Origin of the sequence: Mesorhizobium sp. C268A, from assembly GCF_040324475.1 — a bacterium.
GTDB lineage: Bacteria > Pseudomonadota > Alphaproteobacteria > Rhizobiales > Rhizobiaceae > Mesorhizobium.
On sequence record NZ_JAMYVX010000001.1, the window covers coordinates 4,250,001 to 4,269,530 of the forward strand.

8 protein-coding genes, 1 tRNA gene and 2 rRNA genes (1 of these 11 cut by a window edge) are annotated in these 19,530 nt (G+C 62.2%); 5 read left to right on the top strand and 6 right to left on the bottom strand.

The annotated features are described in order from the left end of the window. The 3 genes from NKL06_RS20770 to NKL06_RS20780 all read left to right on the top strand — a co-directional run. A 23S ribosomal RNA gene (locus tag NKL06_RS20770) occupies positions 1-1,855 on the top strand; it begins 945 nt to the left of the window's first position. Between the two features lie 201 nt (positions 1,856-2,056). Beyond that, positions 2,057-2,171: ribosomal RNA gene (gene rrf, locus NKL06_RS20775) — 5S ribosomal RNA — on the top strand. Between the two features lie 257 nt (positions 2,172-2,428). After that, positions 2,429-2,505, top strand: a tRNA-Met gene (locus tag NKL06_RS20780). Between the two features lie 319 nt (positions 2,506-2,824). On the opposite strand, the gene NKL06_RS20785 is transcribed toward NKL06_RS20780, so the two are convergent. After that, a complete protein-coding gene (locus tag NKL06_RS20785) occupies positions 2,825-3,619 on the bottom strand; it encodes a SapC family protein (RefSeq protein WP_023685704.1) in 795 nt (264 codons plus the stop codon). Between the two features lie 238 nt (positions 3,620-3,857). Between NKL06_RS20785 and NKL06_RS20790 the strand changes: the two genes are divergently transcribed. Together NKL06_RS20790 and NKL06_RS20795 are read left to right on the top strand one after the other, a co-directional pair. Beyond that, complete coding sequence (locus NKL06_RS20790) at positions 3,858-4,127, top strand: DUF6916 family protein (RefSeq protein ID WP_023672960.1); 270 nt, start codon at positions 3,858-3,860, stop codon at positions 4,125-4,127. A 72-nt stretch (positions 4,128-4,199) separates the two neighbouring features. After that, complete coding sequence (locus NKL06_RS20795) at positions 4,200-4,778, top strand: 2OG-Fe(II) oxygenase (protein WP_023672959.1); 579 nt, start codon at positions 4,200-4,202, stop codon at positions 4,776-4,778. Positions 4,779-4,793: 15 nt separating this feature from the next. On the opposite strand, the gene NKL06_RS20800 is transcribed toward NKL06_RS20795, so the two are convergent. From NKL06_RS20800 to NKL06_RS20820, 5 genes are all read right to left on the bottom strand, one after another. Next, positions 4,794-5,321, bottom strand: coding sequence for a GNAT family N-acetyltransferase (locus NKL06_RS20800; protein ID WP_023833000.1), 528 nt, complete (start codon positions 5,319-5,321; stop codon positions 4,794-4,796). Positions 5,322-5,331: 10 nt separating this feature from the next. Continuing rightward, complete coding sequence (locus NKL06_RS20805; protein ID WP_023686661.1) at positions 5,332-5,859, bottom strand: phage tail protein; 528 nt, start codon at positions 5,857-5,859, stop codon at positions 5,332-5,334. 9 nt (positions 5,860-5,868) lie between these two features. Then, positions 5,869-6,390, bottom strand: coding sequence for a phage tail protein (locus tag NKL06_RS20810; RefSeq protein WP_023672956.1), 522 nt, complete (start codon positions 6,388-6,390; stop codon positions 5,869-5,871). Between the two features lie 12 nt (positions 6,391-6,402). Further along, positions 6,403-6,909 carry a phage tail protein gene (locus NKL06_RS20815; RefSeq protein ID WP_023672955.1) on the bottom strand — a complete coding sequence of 169 codons (507 nt, stop codon included), beginning with the start codon at positions 6,907-6,909 and terminating at the stop codon, positions 6,403-6,405. 117 nt (positions 6,910-7,026) lie between these two features. Then, the gene (locus NKL06_RS20820; RefSeq protein ID WP_156939138.1) at positions 7,027-19,365 is read right to left on the bottom strand and encodes a hypothetical protein; all 12,339 of its coding nucleotides are present in this window, start codon (positions 19,363-19,365) and stop codon (positions 7,027-7,029) included. Positions 19,366-19,530 lie beyond the last annotated feature (165 nt).

Below are 19,530 nucleotides of genomic sequence, written 5' to 3' on the forward strand. Positions count from 1 at the left end.
CCAAACTCCGAATACCTGGGAGTACTAGTCGGCAGACACACGGCGGGTGCTAACGTCCGTCGTGAAAAGGGAAACAACCCTGACCTACAGCTAAGGTCCCCAAGTTATGGCTAAGTGGGAAAGGATGTGAGGATCCCAAAACAACCAGGATGTTGGCTTAGAAGCAGCCATCATTTAAAGAAAGCGTAACAGCTCACTGGTCTAAATAAGGGTCTTTGCGCCGAAAATGTAACGGGGCTAAAGCCATACACCGAAGCTTAGGGTTTGGTCCGCAAGGGCCAAGCGGTAGCGGAGCGTTCTGTAAGCTGACGAAGCCATACCCGTGAGGGGTGGTGGAGGTATCAGAAGTGCGAATGCTGACATGAGTAACGTAAGGGGAGTGAGAGACTCCCCCGCCGAAAGACCAAGGTTCCTGCTTAAAGCTAATCTGAGCAGGGTTAGCCGGCCCCTAAGACGAGGCGGAAACGCGTAGTCGATGGGAACCACGTTAATATTCGTGGGCTTGGAGGTAGTGACGGATCGCACAAGTTGTCCAATCTTATCGGATTGAACGGGCAGCGGAGCGGTTCCAGGAAATAGCTCCTCCTTATAAACCGTACCCGAAACCGACACTGGTGGTCAGGTAGAGTATACCAAGGCGCTTGAGAGAACTATGCTGAAGGAACTCGGCAAATTGCACGCGTAACTTCGGAAGAAGCGTGACCCTTTTCTACGCAAGTAGAGGAGGGTGGCACAGACCAGGGGGTAGCGACTGTTTATCAAAAACACAGGGCTCTGCGAAGTCGCAAGACGACGTATAGGGTCTGACGCCTGCCCGGTGCTGGAAGGTTAAGAGGAGGGGTGCAAGCTCTGAATCGAAGCCCCAGTAAACGGCGGCCGTAACTATAACGGTCCTAAGGTAGCGAAATTCCTTGTCGGGTAAGTTCCGACCTGCACGAATGGCGTAACGACTTCCCCGCTGTCTCCAGCATAGACTCAGTGAAATTGAATTCCCCGTGAAGATGCGGGGTTCCTGCGGTTAGACGGAAAGACCCCGTGCACCTTTACTATAGCTTTACATTGGCATTCGTAGTGGCATGTGTAGGATAGGTGGTAGGCTTTGAAGCCTGGGCGCCAGCTCAGGTGGAGCCACCCTTGAAATACCACCCTTATTACTATGGATGTCTAACCGCGGCCCGTTATCCGGGTCCGGGACAATGTATGGTGGGTAGTTTGACTGGGGCGGTCGCCTCCTAAAGAGTAACGGAGGCGCGCGATGGTGGGCTCAGAACGGTCGGAAATCGTTCGCTGAGTGCAATGGCATAAGCCTGCCTGACTGCGAGACTGACAAGTCGAGCAGAGACGAAAGTCGGTCATAGTGATCCGGTGGTCCCGCGTGGAAGGGCCATCGCTCAACGGATAAAAGGTACGCCGGGGATAACAGGCTGATGACCCCCAAGAGTCCATATCGACGGGGTTGTTTGGCACCTCGATGTCGACTCATCGCATCCTGGGGCTGGAGCAGGTCCCAAGGGTATGGCTGTTCGCCATTTAAAGCGGTACGTGAGTTGGGTTCAGAACGTCGTGAGACAGTTCGGTCCCTATCTGCCGTGGGTGTAGGAATATTGAAAGGATCTGTCCCTAGTACGAGAGGACCGGGATGGACGGATCTCTGGTGGACCTGTTGTGGCGCCAGCCGCATAGCAGGGTAGCTATATCCGGACGGGATAACCGCTGAAGGCATCTAAGCGGGAAACCCACCTTAAAACGAGTATTCCCTGAGAACCGTGGAAGACGACCACGTTGATAGGCCGGGTGTGGAAGAGCGGCAACGCTTGAAGCTTACCGGTACTAATAGTTCGATCGGCTTGATCGTTCTCATTCCTTATGCTCATCGTGAACACGATGATCTGACCAGCGCTCACGCATGAGCGGCCCTTAACAGGGCCTATGCTCCGCGAGGGCGCCGGAAAACCGGCGACGCGCAGTCGCGCTTGCGGACTTTGTCCGTTAGCTAGACACAAACGTCGCCTTGGCACGAAAAAACAGCTTCTCGATATAACGTGCGTTTTGCCGACCTGGTGGTTATGGCGGAGCGGCTGCACCCGATCCCATTCCGAACTCGGCCGTGAAACGCTCCAGCGCTGATGGTACTTCGTCTCAAGACGCGGGAGAGTAGGTCGCTGCCAGGTCTGCAAAACGCACGTTGAACTCTCATCCGCAAACCGGATGAAACTGAATCTTCTCTCTACGAAAAGGCCCGCCAAGGGATCACGGGCCGCGCAAGCGGCCCTTTCATTTGGTCAGCCATATACCTATCTGTAAGCCATCCTGTTCATAGGCCCAGGCTTACGTCCAGATAAGCAAGCAAACGCTTGCTTCAGATCCGGAGCAGGCAAGAGCTTGCCCTGGAGAGTCCGGAGCAAGCAAGAGCTTGCCCTGGAGGTGACGCGGGGTGGAGCAGCCCGGTAGCTCGTCAGGCTCATAACCTGAAGGTCACAGGTTCAAATCCTGTCCCCGCAACCAACAAAAAAAGCCCGCTTCACGCGGGCTTTTTGCGTTCGGACCGTGATCGATGGCCGCGACCGGCTATTCAACGATCGAGGAGGGCAGCAAGGCTGGCGTGCTCGACTTTATTGACAGGTCCGCGAACCGGGGGGTGATGCCGCCTCGGCGCATTTCGGCGAGAGCTACACGTCGAGCATTGGGAGTTCGCCAGCCCGTCATGGCAAGCGATCTGCACGACAACAGCATGATTCGAGCGGCGGAGAGATCGTCGTACGAAGGCGCGAACCGTTGATTTAAACAACCCGCGCCTTGCCGAAGCTTTTCGTCGCGGGCCGCGTCAGCCAGCTCGCCGCAATGACGCCTGGAAGACCAGCGAGGTCCAGCTGTTGCTCGAGGCGAGATGGCAATAGAGCAGCGCAAGCGCGCCGGATTTCCTGAGATCGAGAAACGCCTCGTCGCTCAATTTGTTGAAGGCCGGCTCGTCGATCACCTGAAAGTCGGTGAGGTTGAGGGTCTCGCCGCCCTCCAGCGTCACCTTGCTCTGCCGCGGCGCGAACAGGCCGTGCGCATCGATCTTGTCGATCATGGCGCGAGTCGCATTGAAGTCGGTCTGGAACTGGCTGCAGAAGGCGAGCGCCTGCTTCGAGGCCTCGGCCGGCTCGTTGCCGTCGAAGAAGGGCGCGATCTCGTCGCTGTCCTTGGACGAAGGCATCTGCTCGACGACGCGTTCGCTGGCACGGTCGATGCACAACGTCAGGCGGCCGGTCGTTTTCGATTCATCGGCGAGGATGAAGGGGTAACGGCGGACATAGGCGGGAATGTAATGCGGCTCCGCCCATTTGCCGTCGGCGCCTACGAACAGGTTCTGGTCCTGGCGCAGACCGGTGATGATGACAGGCGCCTTGGCGTCGCCAATGAAAACGATCGGATAGGAGCGCATCGCCGCCGGCATTTCCGATGCGACGACGGGGATGGCGTGCGCGGTGCGGGCAAAGGAGAAATCGGCCCGCGCCGTAAGGCCGAGTGAGCCGTGCCGCAGCGGATTGAGCGCCTCGGGTTTTTTGTAGAACAGCGGCAGCGCGTTGGTCGCGGTGCTTCCGGCCGGGGCCGTGTCTGTTTTCGCGTCAGTCATCCCTAGTGTTCTCCTCTTATACCATTCCGGTTTAGGCCAGTGGCTGCCGGTGCGCAACGCGTTGACGGCTGCTTCACCCTACGTGGCCAAGATAAATCTATCTGTTTGTTTGATCGTGCTCTTTTGTACTTCTGGAGATCGAGCTCTATAGACAGCACGCCATGAAGCGGCGAGATTGGCTGACGGGATAGACATCTCAAGAGAGCCGTCTGAAAGACAGACGAACCAGGGCAGGCGCATGGCATCGCTTTCGGATTTCGAGCAGGGGCAGAGCTTTTCCGTCGAAGCCGGCGGTCAGACGCTCACGATGGAACTGAGCGCGGTGCAGCCCATTGCCAACAGCCCGCGCGACGGCGGTGGCTTCACGCTGCTGTTCAGGGGGCCGCGCGACGCGGCGCTGCCGCAGGCTATCTATCGGTTCAACGGCAAAAGCGGCGCCCATGAGATCTTCATCGTGCCGATCGCTGCCGATGAGGCAGGGCGGCTTTACGAGGCGGTATTCAACTGATTTTTTTCGACCGGATCGGCCACGGGGACGCTCCGGCCATCAGGGCGATTTGGCAGCGCGGCGGCTCGACATATGATCGACTATATCGAGATTGCGGACGTATTTGACGGAGCGGCGTGTAGCGCACTGTGCGCGGAAATTCGGGCGGCCTTGGGCCGTCCGGCCGGCCTGCTGGGGCGTGCCGACCAGAAGATGGCATGGCCGGAGATCCGAAAAACCGTGCGCGCCGATGTTTCGCAGGCCACTGAAGAGCGAGTGAGTGCCCTGTTGGCGCAGCAGAAGGCGGCTCTGGAGCGGCATTTCGGGCTGCTGCTCGGCCAGGTCGAGAAACCTCAGTTCCTTCACTATCGGCAAGGCGATTTCTTTGTGCCGCACCAGGATGGCAACACGCCGCTCATTCACGACGAGTCGCGGTTCCGAAAGATCTCGGTGGTGATCTTTCTCAACCGTCAATCGGACAACCCTTCGCCAGAAAGCTATGCAGGCGGCTCGCTGGTCCTGCATGGGCCTTACAGCGGCCCGGACCTGCGCATTGCCATGCCGGCATTGCCGGGCTCTCTCGTCGCCTTTCGCTCGGAAACGACGCATGAAGTCACCCCGGTCACGTGCAACGAACGTTTCACCATCGTCTCCTGGTATCGCGGCACGTGACGACCGGCACGGCCCTTACGGCGAACGGATCATCAGGTCGTAGACGCCCTTGTCCTCGGCAACGGTGAAGCCGAGGCGCTTGTAGAGCCGCCGCGCTGGATTGTTCTTCTCGACATGGATCGAGACCGACTTGCCGACGGCGGCGGCCTCATCGATGAGATCGGCGAGCAACGCACCGCCAGACCCCTTGCCGCGATGCGCCGGCAGGAAGGCGATATCTATGATGCAATGCTCGCTCGCCGAGCGCTCGATATACAGGCGACCGATATCTTGCCTTGCCTGCTCGATCACCAGCCAGTCGGCGTTGGGATAGTATTTCTGGTAATGCGCGTGCTGCGCTTGAAACTGCATGTCGAGGAACGCCGTTTTCTGCGCGTCGCTCCACGGCGTGACGGCAAGTTCTTCGGCGCGGGTCGAGGCGTAGAGCGCCGACAGGAACGGCAGATCGGCGTCCGCCATCGGGCGGAACGTCAGATCAATCCGCGCCGCGCGCACCCAGCAAAATATAACAGGCCCGTTGTCCACAATCGGAAGCTGGATCATGGAGTGGCGCTTACGGACGCGCCGGATAAACGCCTTGCATGGCAATGATGAACGTCATCGCCAGATAGGGAGGCAGGTTGTTGTGAGGCAACGTACTGCCCGTTATGCTCAGTGCCTGGGGGTCCATCTGGACCAGATTTTGCGAAGTGTTGTTCTGATAAAGCGTTCCGCCCCCCGACTTCCCCAGAACAACCGCATCGGTAAGAGTTCCCTGGGCGCCACTCTCGGTGGATATCGCGACAAAATGATTATGTTGCGGCATTTCCGTTTGCAGAAGGGTGACGGACGTTTCGCCACCCGTCTCGCCGAGAAACCGCTCCGACAAGCCATTGCCCTGTCCTTGCCCCATGGGCGCGGAGCCAGCCATATTCGGCAACGCGAAGGTCGACTTGCCGTCGCCGCCGTAAACTGTGCCCAGCAGCGAAAACAGCGCCGTATTCTGCGAGATTGGCAGGAGCTGGCCATCGCAGGTCGCCCACCCCGTCGGGGCGAAATCTCCGGCAAAAATTCGAATTTCGGCGACGAACGGATTGGTCATGGCAAGTCTCTAGCTTTGCTGGGGGAAGATGCCAAATAGCGAGATGATGAAACTGACGGCGAGGAACGGCACCATATTGTCGTGAGGCTGGCTGCCGCCGGCCGGCGAAATGGCTCCGGCGGCCATGTTGCCATCAGGTGCGATACCCACATAGGGCGTCAGCAGGCTCGATGTCGCCAAGACACCGCCGGACGGACCCGGATTCTTGGCGATATTCGACGAACCGGTCCAGGTATGGGAATGGTTCGGCATTTGTTGGGTTGAAACAGTGACGGATTCGACCCCGCCCAGTTCTCCGATGATATAGGTCTGGCTGACCAGCGGGCCCTTGCCAGCATGGACGGGGATGCGGGATGCGAGGTTGGGCAGGGCGAATGTTTCCTCCCCGTCGCCGCCATAAGTCGTACCGATCAGATTGAACAAAGTTTCGTTCTCGGAGATCGGCATCAACTGGCCTTGGCAGAACGCCCAGCCATTCGGAGGGAAATTGCCACCGAACATCCTGATCTCGCCGACAAAAGGTTGGCTCATCGAAGCGTCCTCTTAATTTCGCGACGGGAATATGCCTTGCAGGGCAATGATGAAATTCAAGACGAGATAGGGCGATCTGTTCTCATGCGGCTGGCCGCCACCGACGAAAGTGATGTTTTCCTTCGCCATAGCCACCGCGCTGCCAGGCGGCTGATAGATCGGGCTGGCGTTCGCCCCCAACAGCGCGCCGGATGGATTGTTGACGTTGCCGGCAGTGTTCGATGCGTTGACGAAATGGTTGTGTGTCGGCATTTCGCCGAGCGTGAGCGTGTGAAACTCTTCGCCGCCCTGGCCGCCGACAATTGCACCGATAGGGCCGCCCGTATGAACCGGCGCACGTCCCCTCATATCCGGAAGGGCAAAATTTGTCTGGCCGTTGCCGCCGTACCTGGTGCCAAGAAGTGAGAACAATGGCTGGTTCTGGTTAAGCGGCAACAACTGGCCGTTACAAAATGCCCAGCCGCGCGGTGCATAGTTCCAGGAAATGATCTTGACTTCACCTAAATAAGGCTCACTCATCCCCGTCCCCTCCGTTGGCCGCTTACTGTCTGAATTCTTGTATTATGCCTAAGTAAGACAACAAGTCGATATCAGATTCATAAAATATATTTCCTAGGACGAATCCAAGGTTGCTGACTACGGTGTCGCGGCAGGCAGCAGTGGCAGCGGCTGGTTGAAGAACGTCCGGGTGTCCGTCAGCGCCGTTGCCCCGCCATTGATGGTTTCGATACCGGCCTCGCTCGCCTGCGGTACGTTGATCGTGCCGTCGGCGCCGCCGAGGCCGTCCGCGAGGAAGCGGATGGCATTGGCGTTGTTGACGTTGGTGATGGTGTTGGCATGAACGTCGGCATTGATGATAGCGCCGGCAAATGTGGCGGTGACCGTGATGCCGCGGCTGTCGGCATTGTCGCGAATGGTGTTGTTGGTGACCGTCGCGTGCACGGTGCCCGGCTGCACGAGCTGCGTGATCGAGACGCTGTCGCCACCGCTTATGCCGTTGACGCCGATGCTCTGGATAATGTTGTTGTCGATCAGCACCTTGGCGACGCCGAGGCTTTCATGCCCAACCCTGATGCCGTTGCCGGTTCGCGATCCCGAGGTTGCTACGCCTTGCGTACCGATGACGTTGTTGGCGATTGTGCCGTCAAGCGTCCGTGCGAGGTCGCCGCTGCTGAACACGTTGATGGCCGTCGAGTCGCTGTTGGTGACGGTGTTGTTCCGGACGGTGAAATTCAGATTGCCGCCCGTGCCGGCGCCGGAATTGCTGCTCTGGGTAAGGTTGATGCCGTTGTTCAGATTGTTGAATAGATTTCCCGTGGTCTCGCCGATGTGAGCGTTGACGGTGCCGTCATTGGCAATGACGAACAGACCGGTTCCAGGGATGACTCCCGGTCCGGGATAGGCGTTGTTGCCGGTGAAGGTTGCGCCGTCGACGGTCAGCGTCATCGTCGGCGCGCCGGCGACACCGGCGCCGTCCGCCTCGAAGATGAAGTCGCTGCCGGCATTGTTTGAGGCGCCGTTGTTCGAGAACGTGCCGCCGCTCACCACCAGGTTCGCCAACGTGCCGCCGGAATTGATGACCTGCACGTTATGGGTGAATGAGTTGGAGACCGTGAGGTTGGTGAACGTGGTGACGTGCGAGGCGTTGCCGGTAAGTTCGTTGAACAGGATTCCGGACTCGGTGTTGGCATCGGCATTGCTGTTCAGGGTCAGACCGTTGAGCACCACACCGTTGACGCGCAGGCCCTTTATGCCGTTGCCCGCATTGTCGCTGATAATCATGTTGCTCAGGCTGACATCCTGAGTGTCGGTCAGGCTGACGCCATCGCCGGTCGAGTTCTGGATCGTGCCGCCGCTGCCCCCCGTCGCGCCGGTGCCGGTCACCACCAGATTGCCGCTGGTGCCGGTGTTGTTGAGCACGATGCCGTTGGCTGCACCATTGGACGCAATGCTCCTGAACGTCACGTCGCCGGCGCCGATCGTCGTGTTGGCGACATTAAGGGCCGTGCCCGTGCCGGACACGATGGTGTTGCCGGTGCCCTGCACCGTCATCGTGCCGCCGGTGGTGGCTGCCGGACCGGGGCCGGTGGCGCTGAAACCGGCGCCGCTGGTCGTGGCGATGACCAGCCCGCCATTGGTGAAGTTGATCGTCGCGCCGGCATTGTCGCTCAGGCTGACGCCAGCCGCCGTGGTCGAGGTGATCGATTTCGACGCGCCGGAGAAGGTGATGATGCCGGCGACATTGTCGTCCAGCAGGATGCCGATCTGGCCCGCCGCATTATGCGTGATGTTGCCCGACAGGGTGATGTTGCCGGCGGTCAGGGCGCGATCCTGGATGTTGACCGCCTGGCCGGTGCTGCCGCTGGTGATCGCGCCGGCATAGGTGAACGCCGCCGTGCCGCCGCTGTTGGCGGTGCCTAGGCCATCGCCGATACGGATCACGGCGCTTGTTCCGCCCACCAGCGCGCCGGTGCCGAGGTCGATCGCTCCCGAACCGGTGACGGAATCGAGGATGACGGCGCTGGTGCCGCCGGCGCCTTTGTTTGTGGAAGCGAAGGTCACGCCGCCCGCCGCGATAGCAACGCTGTCAAGGTTGACCGCGACGCCGCTGCCGGTCGAAATCGTGTTGCCCGAGCCGATAACGGTCACGGTGCCAGTACCGTTGCTCGTGGCGTTGAAGCCGGTGCCGGAGGTGGTGGTGATGGCTAGGCCGCCGCCGGTGAAGTTGACCGCCGTGTTGGTGTTCGCCGTCAGGTCGACGGCATTGTTGGCTCCGGTGGTCAGTATCTTGCTGGCGCCGGAGAAGTTGATCGTGCCGCCGGTGTTGGCGTTGACGAGGATCCCGTTGGCCACGCCGCTGGTGGCGCTGAGAGTGCCCGACAATGTCGTGGTGCCGGCGGTACGGGTGGAGATGCTGACGACGTTTCCGGCCGTGGTCTTGGTGACCGAGCCGGCATAGCTGACATTGGCCGAGCCGCCGGTGACCAGGAAGGCCGCGCCGGTCGCGCCGCCGAGCGCACCGGAGCCGAGGCTGACAGTGCCGGCGCCGGTGACATTGGTCAGCGACACGTTGTTGGTGCCGCCGGTCGAATTGGTCGAGGTGAAATTGATGCCGGTGGTGGCGATGCCGTTGAGGTTGACCGCCTGCGCGGAAGTGGAGCTCACCGTGCCGGTCGTGACATTGACCGTGCCGCCATTGCTGGCGCTGAATCCGGTGGTGCCGCTTGTGACGATGTCGAGGTTTGCGAAGCTGACGGTCGAGGCCGTGGCGCCGTTGTTGATTGCGACTGCGGTGCCGGTCATCGGCGTCGTGGTGCCGAGATCGACCGTACCGGTGAAGCTCACCGTATTGGCCGCCGTCGCGCCGGAAATGCTGATGCCGCTCGCAGCGCCGTTGGCGATCACCGAGCCGGCGAAGGTGAAGCTGCCGCCAGCGCGGGTCGAGATCGTGGCCGCCGCGCCCGACGTGCTGATGATGGAGCTGGCGCCGTCGAAGCTGATCACCGCGTTGCCGCCGGTCACCGAAAGGCCGCTGCCGCCCGATATATCGACATTGATACCGGCAATCGTGCCGCCAGCGCCCGACGCGCCGCCGAAGGCGATGCCGGTGCCGGTCGCTGCGGTGGTGATGTTGACGTTGGTCAGCGTCGTCGTGCCGACGGTGTTGTCGAGCCTGAAGGCAATGCCGGTGGCGCCGGTGCTGGTGACGTTGGTGATGGTGGTGTTGGACGCGTTCAGCCACACATCGCTGGCGTTGCCGGAGAAAGTAACGTTGTTGATCGTCGTGCTGTTCGACGGGGTAATCTCGATACCCTGCGTGGCGAAATTGCTGATGGTCATGTTGCTGATGACGGTATTCGCAGCACCCGCGCCATTGTCCTTGACGCCACGCGCGGCACCCGCCGGGCTGCCATTCAGGATGAAGCCGTCGATGATGTTGCCGCTGGCGCCGAGCGTGATGACATTGTTGCCGGCGCTCGTCGTCAGCGTCGCGGCGCCATTGGGCGTCTGGTCGATGATCGAGATGCTGTTGCTGGCGAGCTGGATGGTGGAGGGCACCGTCAGCGCCAGATTGATGTTGCCGTTGCCGAAGCCGCGCACCTGCTCGACGGTGGCGAGAGCCAGCGTGTCGTTGCCATTGCTGCCTGCCGCGGTGATGGTGCCGCCATCGTTGACGAGAACCAGGATGTCCGTCGCCACGGCTGCTGCTTCGGCGGTGGCCAGCGTCGCGAGATTGTTCTGGTCGCGACCGCTGCCGTCACCGGTCGCGGACGCGCCGACGAAATAGACCTTGCCGACTCCGAAGCCCAGGCCGGGAGCCGACTGGAAGTTCACATCCTGGAAATTGTAGGTGCCGGTAACCGGCGCACTGGATGCGTCGATGCCTACATTGGCGCCGATGGTCGAGAGCTGGTCGGTCGCCGATTCGCCGTCGCCATAGGTGAAAGCGAGGTTGGTGGCGCTGTTGAGGAACACGCCGGTGTTGACGCCGGCAATGCTGGAGCTGGCGCCGCCGACAACGGCATCGCCGAGGCGTACCGTCTGGCCGCCAGTGGCGCCACGCAGGTCGACGCCTATCGAGGTGCCGGCGGCGGCGGCATTGGTGACATCGAAGTCATTGGCCGTCACCGCCGCATTGATGGTGGCACCGTTGAGATCGAAGGCCACGCCCGTGGTGCTGTTCAGGCCGATGTCGAGATCGTTGAAGGACAGCGCCGCGCCAAGCGCGCCGGAAACATCGACACCACGCGTGGTGATGCCTTGCAGGTTGACCGTGCCGAGAATGATGGCGCCGCCGCCCGACGAGGCGATATTGGTCAGCGAGATGCCGGTTGCGGCGGCAGTGGCCGAAACACTGTCGAAATTCATGCCCTCAGCGCCAATCGTAACGCCATTGAGGTTCAACGCGGTGCCGCCGGCAGTCGTGGTGATGCTGTTGTCGCTGAGGAGCGCGCCGACGCTGACCGTGCCACCGCCGCTGGCGTTGAAGCCCGTGCCGGAGGTGGTGGTAATCACCAGGCCACCCGTATCGAAGTTGATCGTCGCGCTGGTGTTGGTCGTCAAGTCGACCGCCGTATTGGCGCCAGTGGTCAGCGTCTTCGTGCCACCGCTGAGAGTGATGGTCCCGCCGGAGTTGCCGTGGACATAGATACCATTGTCGAAACCGCCGGTGGCGCTGAGCGCGCCGGACAGTGTGACCGTGCCGCCGGTGACGCCGGAGATGTCGACGATCTTGCCGGCGGTGGTCTTGGTGACCGTGCCGCCATAGCTGACGGTCGCAGCACTGCCATTGAGCAGGAATGCGACGCCCGAAGCGCCGCTCAATGCGCCGGATCCGAGGCTGACTGTTCCGGTGACATTGGCCAGGCCAACATTGTTGGTGCCGCCGCCCGACGAGGTCGAGTCGAGCGCAATGCTGGCGGCGACGTTGATGAGGTTGATCGCCTGGCCGCTGGTCGAATTTACCGTCTGGGCTGCAGCGGAAGCGGTGATGCCCATAACGCCACCGGTCCCGACAATGCCGGTGCCGCTGGTGGTATCGATGGTCAGGCCGTTGAGGAAGTTCACCGTGCCGGCGCTTTGCGAGAAGCCGACGCCGCTGCTCGTGTCGATGTTGGCGAGGCCGGCGATGTTGAGGTTGCCGCTGACCCAGTTGATGCCGCCGCCGGTCGTCGCGACGTTGTTCACCGTCACCGTGTTGAAGGTGAACGTGCCGGTGTTGGCGCCGGTGACGTCGATGCCGAAGCTGCCGGTGCCGGTGATGCTGGTTGCGCCGGAGACATTCACCGCCCCGGTGACGCCGTTGAGGATGATGCCGCTGGTGGCGCCGCTCGAGGTGATGCTGTCGAAATTGACACCGCCGGCGCCGAGTGTGCCTTGCAGCGACAGCGCGGTCTGGCCCGTGGCGTTGATCGTCGTCGAACCGGCATTGGCGACGGTGAGGCCATTCAGTCCCGAAAGGCTGAGGCCGGTGGCCAACGATGTCGTGATGTCGAGGCCGCCATTGAAGTTGACCGCAGCTGCCGCGCTGCCGCCCGAAATCGAAACGCCGTTGCCGCCGGTGATCGTCACCTGGTCGGTGAAGGTCACCGCGCCGCCGGTGCGGTTGGCGATATTGATGCCGCCACCGGTCAGCGTTCCCGGAGTGGCGCTGTTGGGCAGGATGCCGCGCGACACCGAAATGGTGCCGGTGCCGCCGTTGACGTCGATCAGCGTGCCGGCAACGTTGATGTTGTTGTTGATGATCGACAGATTGCCGTTGAGGCCGGCGACCTGGATGGCCGTCTGACTAGCGGCGACGTTGCTGATCGTCACGCCTTCGATGGTGATGCCGCTGGCATTGCTGAAGCCGACCGCGCTCTGATCGATGAGGAAGGCGGCACCGGTCGCGCTGCTGAAGTCGAAAGCGGTGTGGCGCACGGCGTTGTCGCCGAGCAATTGCATCAGGTTGGCCGTCCCGCTGACCACGGCCTCGTCGCCGGTGATGTTGCCGCCGGTGGCGCCAAGATTGCCCTGGACGTTGGCCGGCTGGATCGTGCCGGTCGAAACCACATTGCTGTTGCCGAAGCCGGTGATCGTCTGGCCGGAATCGAGCGTGAAGGCGGTGGCGCCGAGATTGATCGTGCCGACGAAGGCGAAGTTCTGCGTGCCGGTCAGCGCATCGGCGGCGGCGAGCGAAATGGTGTTGACGCCCATGCTGAGATTGCCGGTCGTGCCGGCGGCGATGAAGCCGCCCGACTGCGAGACCAGCGTGATCGAACCGGGCGCGGTGGCGAGGTTGGCGCTGCCGGTGAAGAACACGTCGTCGAAATCGTAGTTGCCGAGCGTCGGATCGAGACCGACCGTGTTGACGGTGAAGCCGCCGGCGGCGGCGATGATGAAGGATTCCAGCCCGTCGGTCGAATCGCCGTCGCCGAAGGTGAAGTTGGCATTGGCGGAGGTCGCCGTGGTCTGGCCGGACGACAATTCGACGCCGATGCCGACATTGTCGATCTTCGAGCCCTGCAGGAAGGTGATGACCTTGTTGCCGGTGGTCGACGACAGGTCGATGCCGCGCGAGGTCAGGTCGCCCAGGCCGGTGATCGTCGTCAGGCCGAAATCGGCCGTCGTCGAGGAGCCGCTGAAGTCGATGCCGGTCTGGTTGGCGCCGACATCGTCGATGGTGGTCGTGCCGAAGCTGACATCGTTGTTGGTGCCGGCGAAGTTGATGCCGGCAGTGCCGCTCGTGGTGCCCAGCGTGACCTGGGTCGTGCCGAAGGTCACCGGGCCGGCATTGCCGACAGTGTTGATGCCGATGCCGCCGGCGCCCGTCACGGTCACCGCCCCGAAGGTTGCCGATGCGGTGCTCGCGACACCGGAGACGGACAGGCCGGTGCCCAAGGCATTGGTGATCGATAGCGGGGTGGTAACATTCAACGTTGCGGTGCCGATCAGGCCACCGACCACCGCGCCGCCGCCACCGCTTGCCGACAGGGTCGGGCCGGTGAAGCTGAACGCACCGCCTGCCGGGGGCAATGTCGAGCCGATGGCGAACAGATTTCCGGTGCCGGTCGACGTGACGCTGCCGCTGAACTGGGCCGAGCCGCCGATGGTGCCGTCGATCTTGACCGCCGTGCCTGGTGCTGTTGCCGAGCTGGAGATGTTGGCCGAGACCGTGATCGCGGCGCTGCCGCCAAAAACCACGACGCCGTTGCCGGTGCCGGAACCGGTGATGGTGCCGCCGATGTTGATCGTGCCGGTGTTGTTGGTCAGGCTGACGTCGTCGCCCGAAACCAGCGTCGTCACCAGATTGTTGACATTGACCGTCGCGGCGCTGCCTTGCACCACGAAGCCGGGGCCACCGCCAACAACCGTGTCGATCGTCGTCGTGCCATTGAAGGTAACGGCGTTGGCCACGTTGGTGAGGCGGATGGCGTCGCCATTGACGCGATTGATGTCGACAGCGCCGAAGGTGACGCTGCCGCCGCTGGTGTTTTCGATGAGGATGCCGGTCTGCACGGCGCCGCCTGAGCCGTCGACGGTGACGCTGTGGAAAATGACGCCGCCTGCGCCGATGGTCAAACCGCCGGCGCCACCGAGATGGATGCCGTTTTCGACAGGGCCGAGCCCAGATGCGGTCGTGTTGGTGCCGGTGACGGTGAGCGTGCCGCCATTGATGGCGCTGAAGGCAAGGCCGCCATCGGTGGTGAGGTCGAGCCCGCCGGTGAAATTGATCGTGCCGCCGGCATTGCCGGTCAGGTCGATGGCGTTGGCCGCGCCGGTGCTGGCGGTGATTTGGCCGGCGAAGGTGGCGGAGCCGCCGGTCATGCCGCTGATCATGACCGCGCTCGCGGCACTCGTCTGATTGATGATGCCGTTGTAGGTGAGGTTAGGCGTTGCTCCAAGAATGCTGAGCGCCGTGCCCGTCGTGCCGGCGATCGAACTCGCATTGTCGAAGGTCAGCGTGCCCGTGGAACCGCCCGTGACGCTGACGCCGATACCGGCGCCGGTGATATCCAAATTGTTGAAGGTGCCGGTGCCGCCGAAGTTGCTGGCCAGCAGGCCGGTGCCGCTGACGCCGCCCATCGTCGTGTTGGTGATGTTGATCGCACCCGTTGCGCCGGTCAGGTCGATGCCGGTTACGGCGCTGCTGATCGTCACCCCGGTGATGGTGGCCGCGTTTACATTCGATCCGTTGATCGCCGAGCCCGAACCCGCATTGCTGACGCTGAGGTCGGCGACGCGGTTGCCGTTGGCGAGATCGATGGTGCTGCCGGCCGAGTTGTTGAGAGTGGCGGCGCCATTGCCGAACGGATCGACCTGGGTGCCCGAAGTAACCACCTCGGCGCCGGTGACGTTGGCCGGCGGCCCGCCGAGAGCGACGGTGTTGCCGTTGGCGAAGGAGACGATCTGCTGGCCGTCGGCAAGCGTGAAGCCGTCGGCATCGGTGTTGATGGTTCCAGCGCCGTTGTTGACAAGGACGAAGATGGTGTTGGCGTCGGTCGTCAGACCGTCGGCGGCGTCGGCGTTGATAAGGTCGCCAACGCTCGCGCCGGAGCCGGTCCCGGTGTTTGCTGCGCCGACGAAGATGACGTTGGCGGTGTCGAACAGCTGCGGGCCGACCAGATGGGTGGCGTTGAAGGCATAGGTGCCGTTGCCGGCTAGCAGGCCGCGCATGTCGAGCGAGGCGGTCGTCCCGGTGATCGAACTGGTGCCGACACCGGCGCCGAACGAGAAGGTCGTGTTTGCGCTGGTGCCTGCCGCGCCGTTGGTGCCCATCTGGACGCCGGTGCCGGCGGAGATCACACCGGTGCCGATCGTCACCGAGCCGCCGGTGGTGCCGGAAAGGTCGATGCCCTTGGAAGTGCCAGCTCCGGCAATGTCGAGCGACGTGGCGGTGAAGGTCGACTGGCTGCCCGACAGGTCGAGCCCGGTCTTGCCTGTGGGCAGGCCGGTGATGTCGATGTTGGCGAAGCTGATCGTGCCGTTGGCGCCCTGGACGTCGATGCCGCTCTGGGTCGGCTGGCCGATGCTGGCGTCGCCGAACGTTACCGCGCCGGAATTGCCATTGAGGAGGATCCCGTTCACGCCGGCCTGGTTGATCGTCACCGTGCCGAACGTGGTGGCGCCGGAACTGTTGTTGATCGAGATGCCGTCGCGCGATGGCTGGGTGATGGTGGCCGCGCCGCCGAAATCAACCGTGGCGGCGCTGTTTGTGATGAAAATGCCGTCGAAAAGGGTGTTGGAGGTCGTCGTCGTGCCGGTAACGGAGAAATTGCCGCCGACGTTGCCCAGGCCGATTCCACTCTGTCCGCCGGACTGGCTCACCATGTCCAGCGTGACATTGAGCGCCATCGGGTTGATAAGCCCGAAAGTGACGACATAGACGGCCTGGAGGCCGTTGCCCGAAACCGTGCCGCCGGTCGTCGTCAGGCTTCCGCCGCCCGTCGAGTTGACGAAGATGCCTAAGCCGCCATTGTCCTTTGCATCGAGCGTCTCGAATCCATAGTTTCCGCCGCTGACGATGAACAGGCCGTGGCCGGTATTGTTCGAGAGTGTCGTCGTGCCGGTGAAACTGTAAGTTCCGCCACCATTGTCGATGAGCAGGCCGCTGCCGGTATTGCCGCTTGAGTTCAAATTGTCGGCGGAAACATTGTTGATGGCGCCATCGAACAGCACGCCGTTCAGGCTGGCGCCTGAAACATTCAGCCCCGACATCGTGACATTGCTGACGCCGCTGCCATGCACGCCATTGCCGTTCGCCACACCGGCGATGTTGAAGTCGAGCAGCGACGTGTTGTTGGCCAGCGTCACGGCGTCGCCGGTGCCGGTATTGGTCAGCGTGGCTGCGCCGCCTGGATCCGAGACGACCTGGTCATGCTTGACGTTGTCACCGGTGACGTTGACGGGAATGCCGCCGAGCGAGAAAGTACGCCCGTTGCCGAACGAAGCCATTGTCTGTCCGGCACTCAGCGAGAAGCCGCCAGAGGCGTCGATGGGCGTCCCGTCATTGACCAGCACGAAGATCGCGGTGCCGTTGGTGATAAGGTCAGCCTGGTTAATCGCAAGCAGACTAGACGTGGAAGAGCCGTCACCCAATGATCCGACGCCGCCGACGAAAATCACATTCTGCTGGTCGAACAGCTGCGGGCCGCTGAAGGTCGTCGAGCCGAAAGCATAGAGCCCGAGCGTCTGGTTGAGCCCCCGCGCGTCGAGGGAGGCGGTGATGCCGGCAATCGAGCCGCCGCCGAAACTGAATTGGGCATTGGCCGAATTGGCCGGCGAGCCGGAAATGCCGAAGCGCACGCCGGTGTCGACATTGGCGATCGCGCCGCCATCGGTGATGACGATCGTTGCCCCGCCCGCGCTCGGGGAAGACAGATCGATGCCGATCGAGCCGGCGGCGCCTGTGCCAGTGATGTTGAGCGACTGCGCGGTGAAATTCGTCTGGCTGCCGGAGAAATCGAGGCCGACGCCGGAGCCGAGGCCAGCAATGACGATGTTGCCGGCAATTATTGATGTGTTGGCGCCCGCAAACACCATGCCGTCGGTGCCGGGATTGGTGATGTCGATGTCGCCGAAGCGGATCGCGGCCGGCGAATCCGTGATCGCGATGGCCGGTCCGGTCGTGTTCGAGATCGTCGTCGCGCCGTTGACGGTGAAGCTGCCCGAAAGATTCTCGAGCACGACGCCCGATGCGCCGCCGGTCTGGGTGATCGAATCCAGCACGATATGGGCGGTGATCGGATCGATGAAGACACCGACCCCGTCGTCGCCGAGCGCCTTGTTGCCCGACACCTGGCCGCCGTTGATGGTGATCGAGCCGGCGACCCCGGTGCCCTTCACGGTAATGCCGGCATCGTTGTTGTCGAGCGCGTTGAGGGTGGCGAAAGTGTAGGTGCCGTGGCCGGTTATATCCAGGCCGTCGTCGCCGTTGCCCTGCAGCAGCGTCGTGCCGGTGAAGTTATAGGTGCCGTCGCCTTCGATATGCAGTCCGTCGAGGCCGTTGCCGGTCGCGGTGAAGTTCGAACCATTGACGCCGGTCGAGGTGCCGGTGAAGTCGGCGCCGTGGCCGCCGGTGCCGGTGACCGTGACGTTGGTCAGCGTGGCGCCGGCGATGTTGTTGCCGAAGATGCCGTCCTTGCCGCCGGTGATGATGATGCCGCTCAGCGTGTTGCCATTGGCGAGCGTCAGGACGTTGTTGGCGGGGTTGGTGCCCTGGAGGGTGCCGTTGGAGCCGCCGAAATTGTAGGTGCCGATGCTGCCGTCGACGAGCCGCGCCTGGACGCCCCCGCCACCGCCGATGACGGTCTGGCCGTTGGCGAGCGTCACACCGGCTGTCGTAATGTTGCCCTTGCCGCCGAGCGCGACGACGACGCCGTTCGCGCCGGCGCCGGCGACCGCATTGTCGAGCGTGGTCGGGTCGCCGATCGTGCCGAGGCCGAGCGCGTCGTTGTCACCATCGGCAAAGAAGAACTGGCCGAATGCCGTGTTGGTGGCGGCATTGATCGCCACCCGCGTCGACGTGCCGGTAACTTTGTCCTGGCTCTCGATGCGAACGCCGATATCGCCACGCACGCGCTCGTTGACGCGTTTGCGCAGGCCGGGGCTGACCGGATAGACCGGCTCGGCGCCGTCATCGGCCGAAGACGAGCCCTTGTCGAAAGCGTTGAGCGGCACCGTCAGCCGGATGCTGCCGGCGAACTGGGTGTCATCGCGGTTGTCGTTGCGCACCTCGCCGGTGAAGGTCAGCGACGTGCCTTTGCCGATGACGTCGCCGATGGAATATTCCAGGCCGGCCTTGGCGCCGGTGATGCTGCCGTCGTCGCCGTCGGGATCGCCGAAATGGTAGGCGCCGACATCGAAACGCAGTGAATGGTTCTCGGGCAGGTTGAGCGGCACCTGAACGCCGACCTCGCCCTCGATGCCCCAGGCCGCGTAATCGCGGTGGGCGATGGCCGATATCTGCTCGATCAGCTGATGACCGACCAGCGACAGGCTCGACTCTTGCCCGGCCGTGCTGCGGTCGCCGCTGATCGGCAGATAGACGTTTACGTGCGCATCGTATTTTGAGGTGATGGCCTCGAGGCCGAGCGTCGAGGCGACGAACTGGTGACTGTCGTGGTTCTGGATGTTGAGATAGGCGTAGCCGCCGATCATCAGATCCGGATTGACGATGCGGCGAACGCCGAGGGCGACGTCCTGGCCGAAGCCGTCGTCGAAATCGTATTTCGAGCGCACATCGAGAAAGAGAACGGATTCGAGGTTCTGCTTCAGCGGCAGGAAACCCTCGATCGCCGTGTTGCCGCCATTGTTGTTGGCGCCGATGATGGCGCGGACCTGCGGCTGCCACAGTCCGGTGTCGCCGGCATGGGCGGCTATGCCGGAAAGGGCAAGTGCCAGAGTGGACAGCGCAGTCGTCTTCCAGAGATGTCTGGAAAAACCTGACCGGCGATACTTGGTATTCGCCCGGAACCTTCTTCCGTGCGTCGCCATGTCATTGATCTGCCGAGTTTTCTCGGTCGTCTCCATCCCTTGCGAACCCCGACGAGTACACGCTCCGTCGATAATACTATCCGAATCCCAGTGTATAGCGAGCATCGATCGTTTGCTTTACACATACAAGATTTCAAAGTTGTTTATTGTGGTAATCCAGCAACA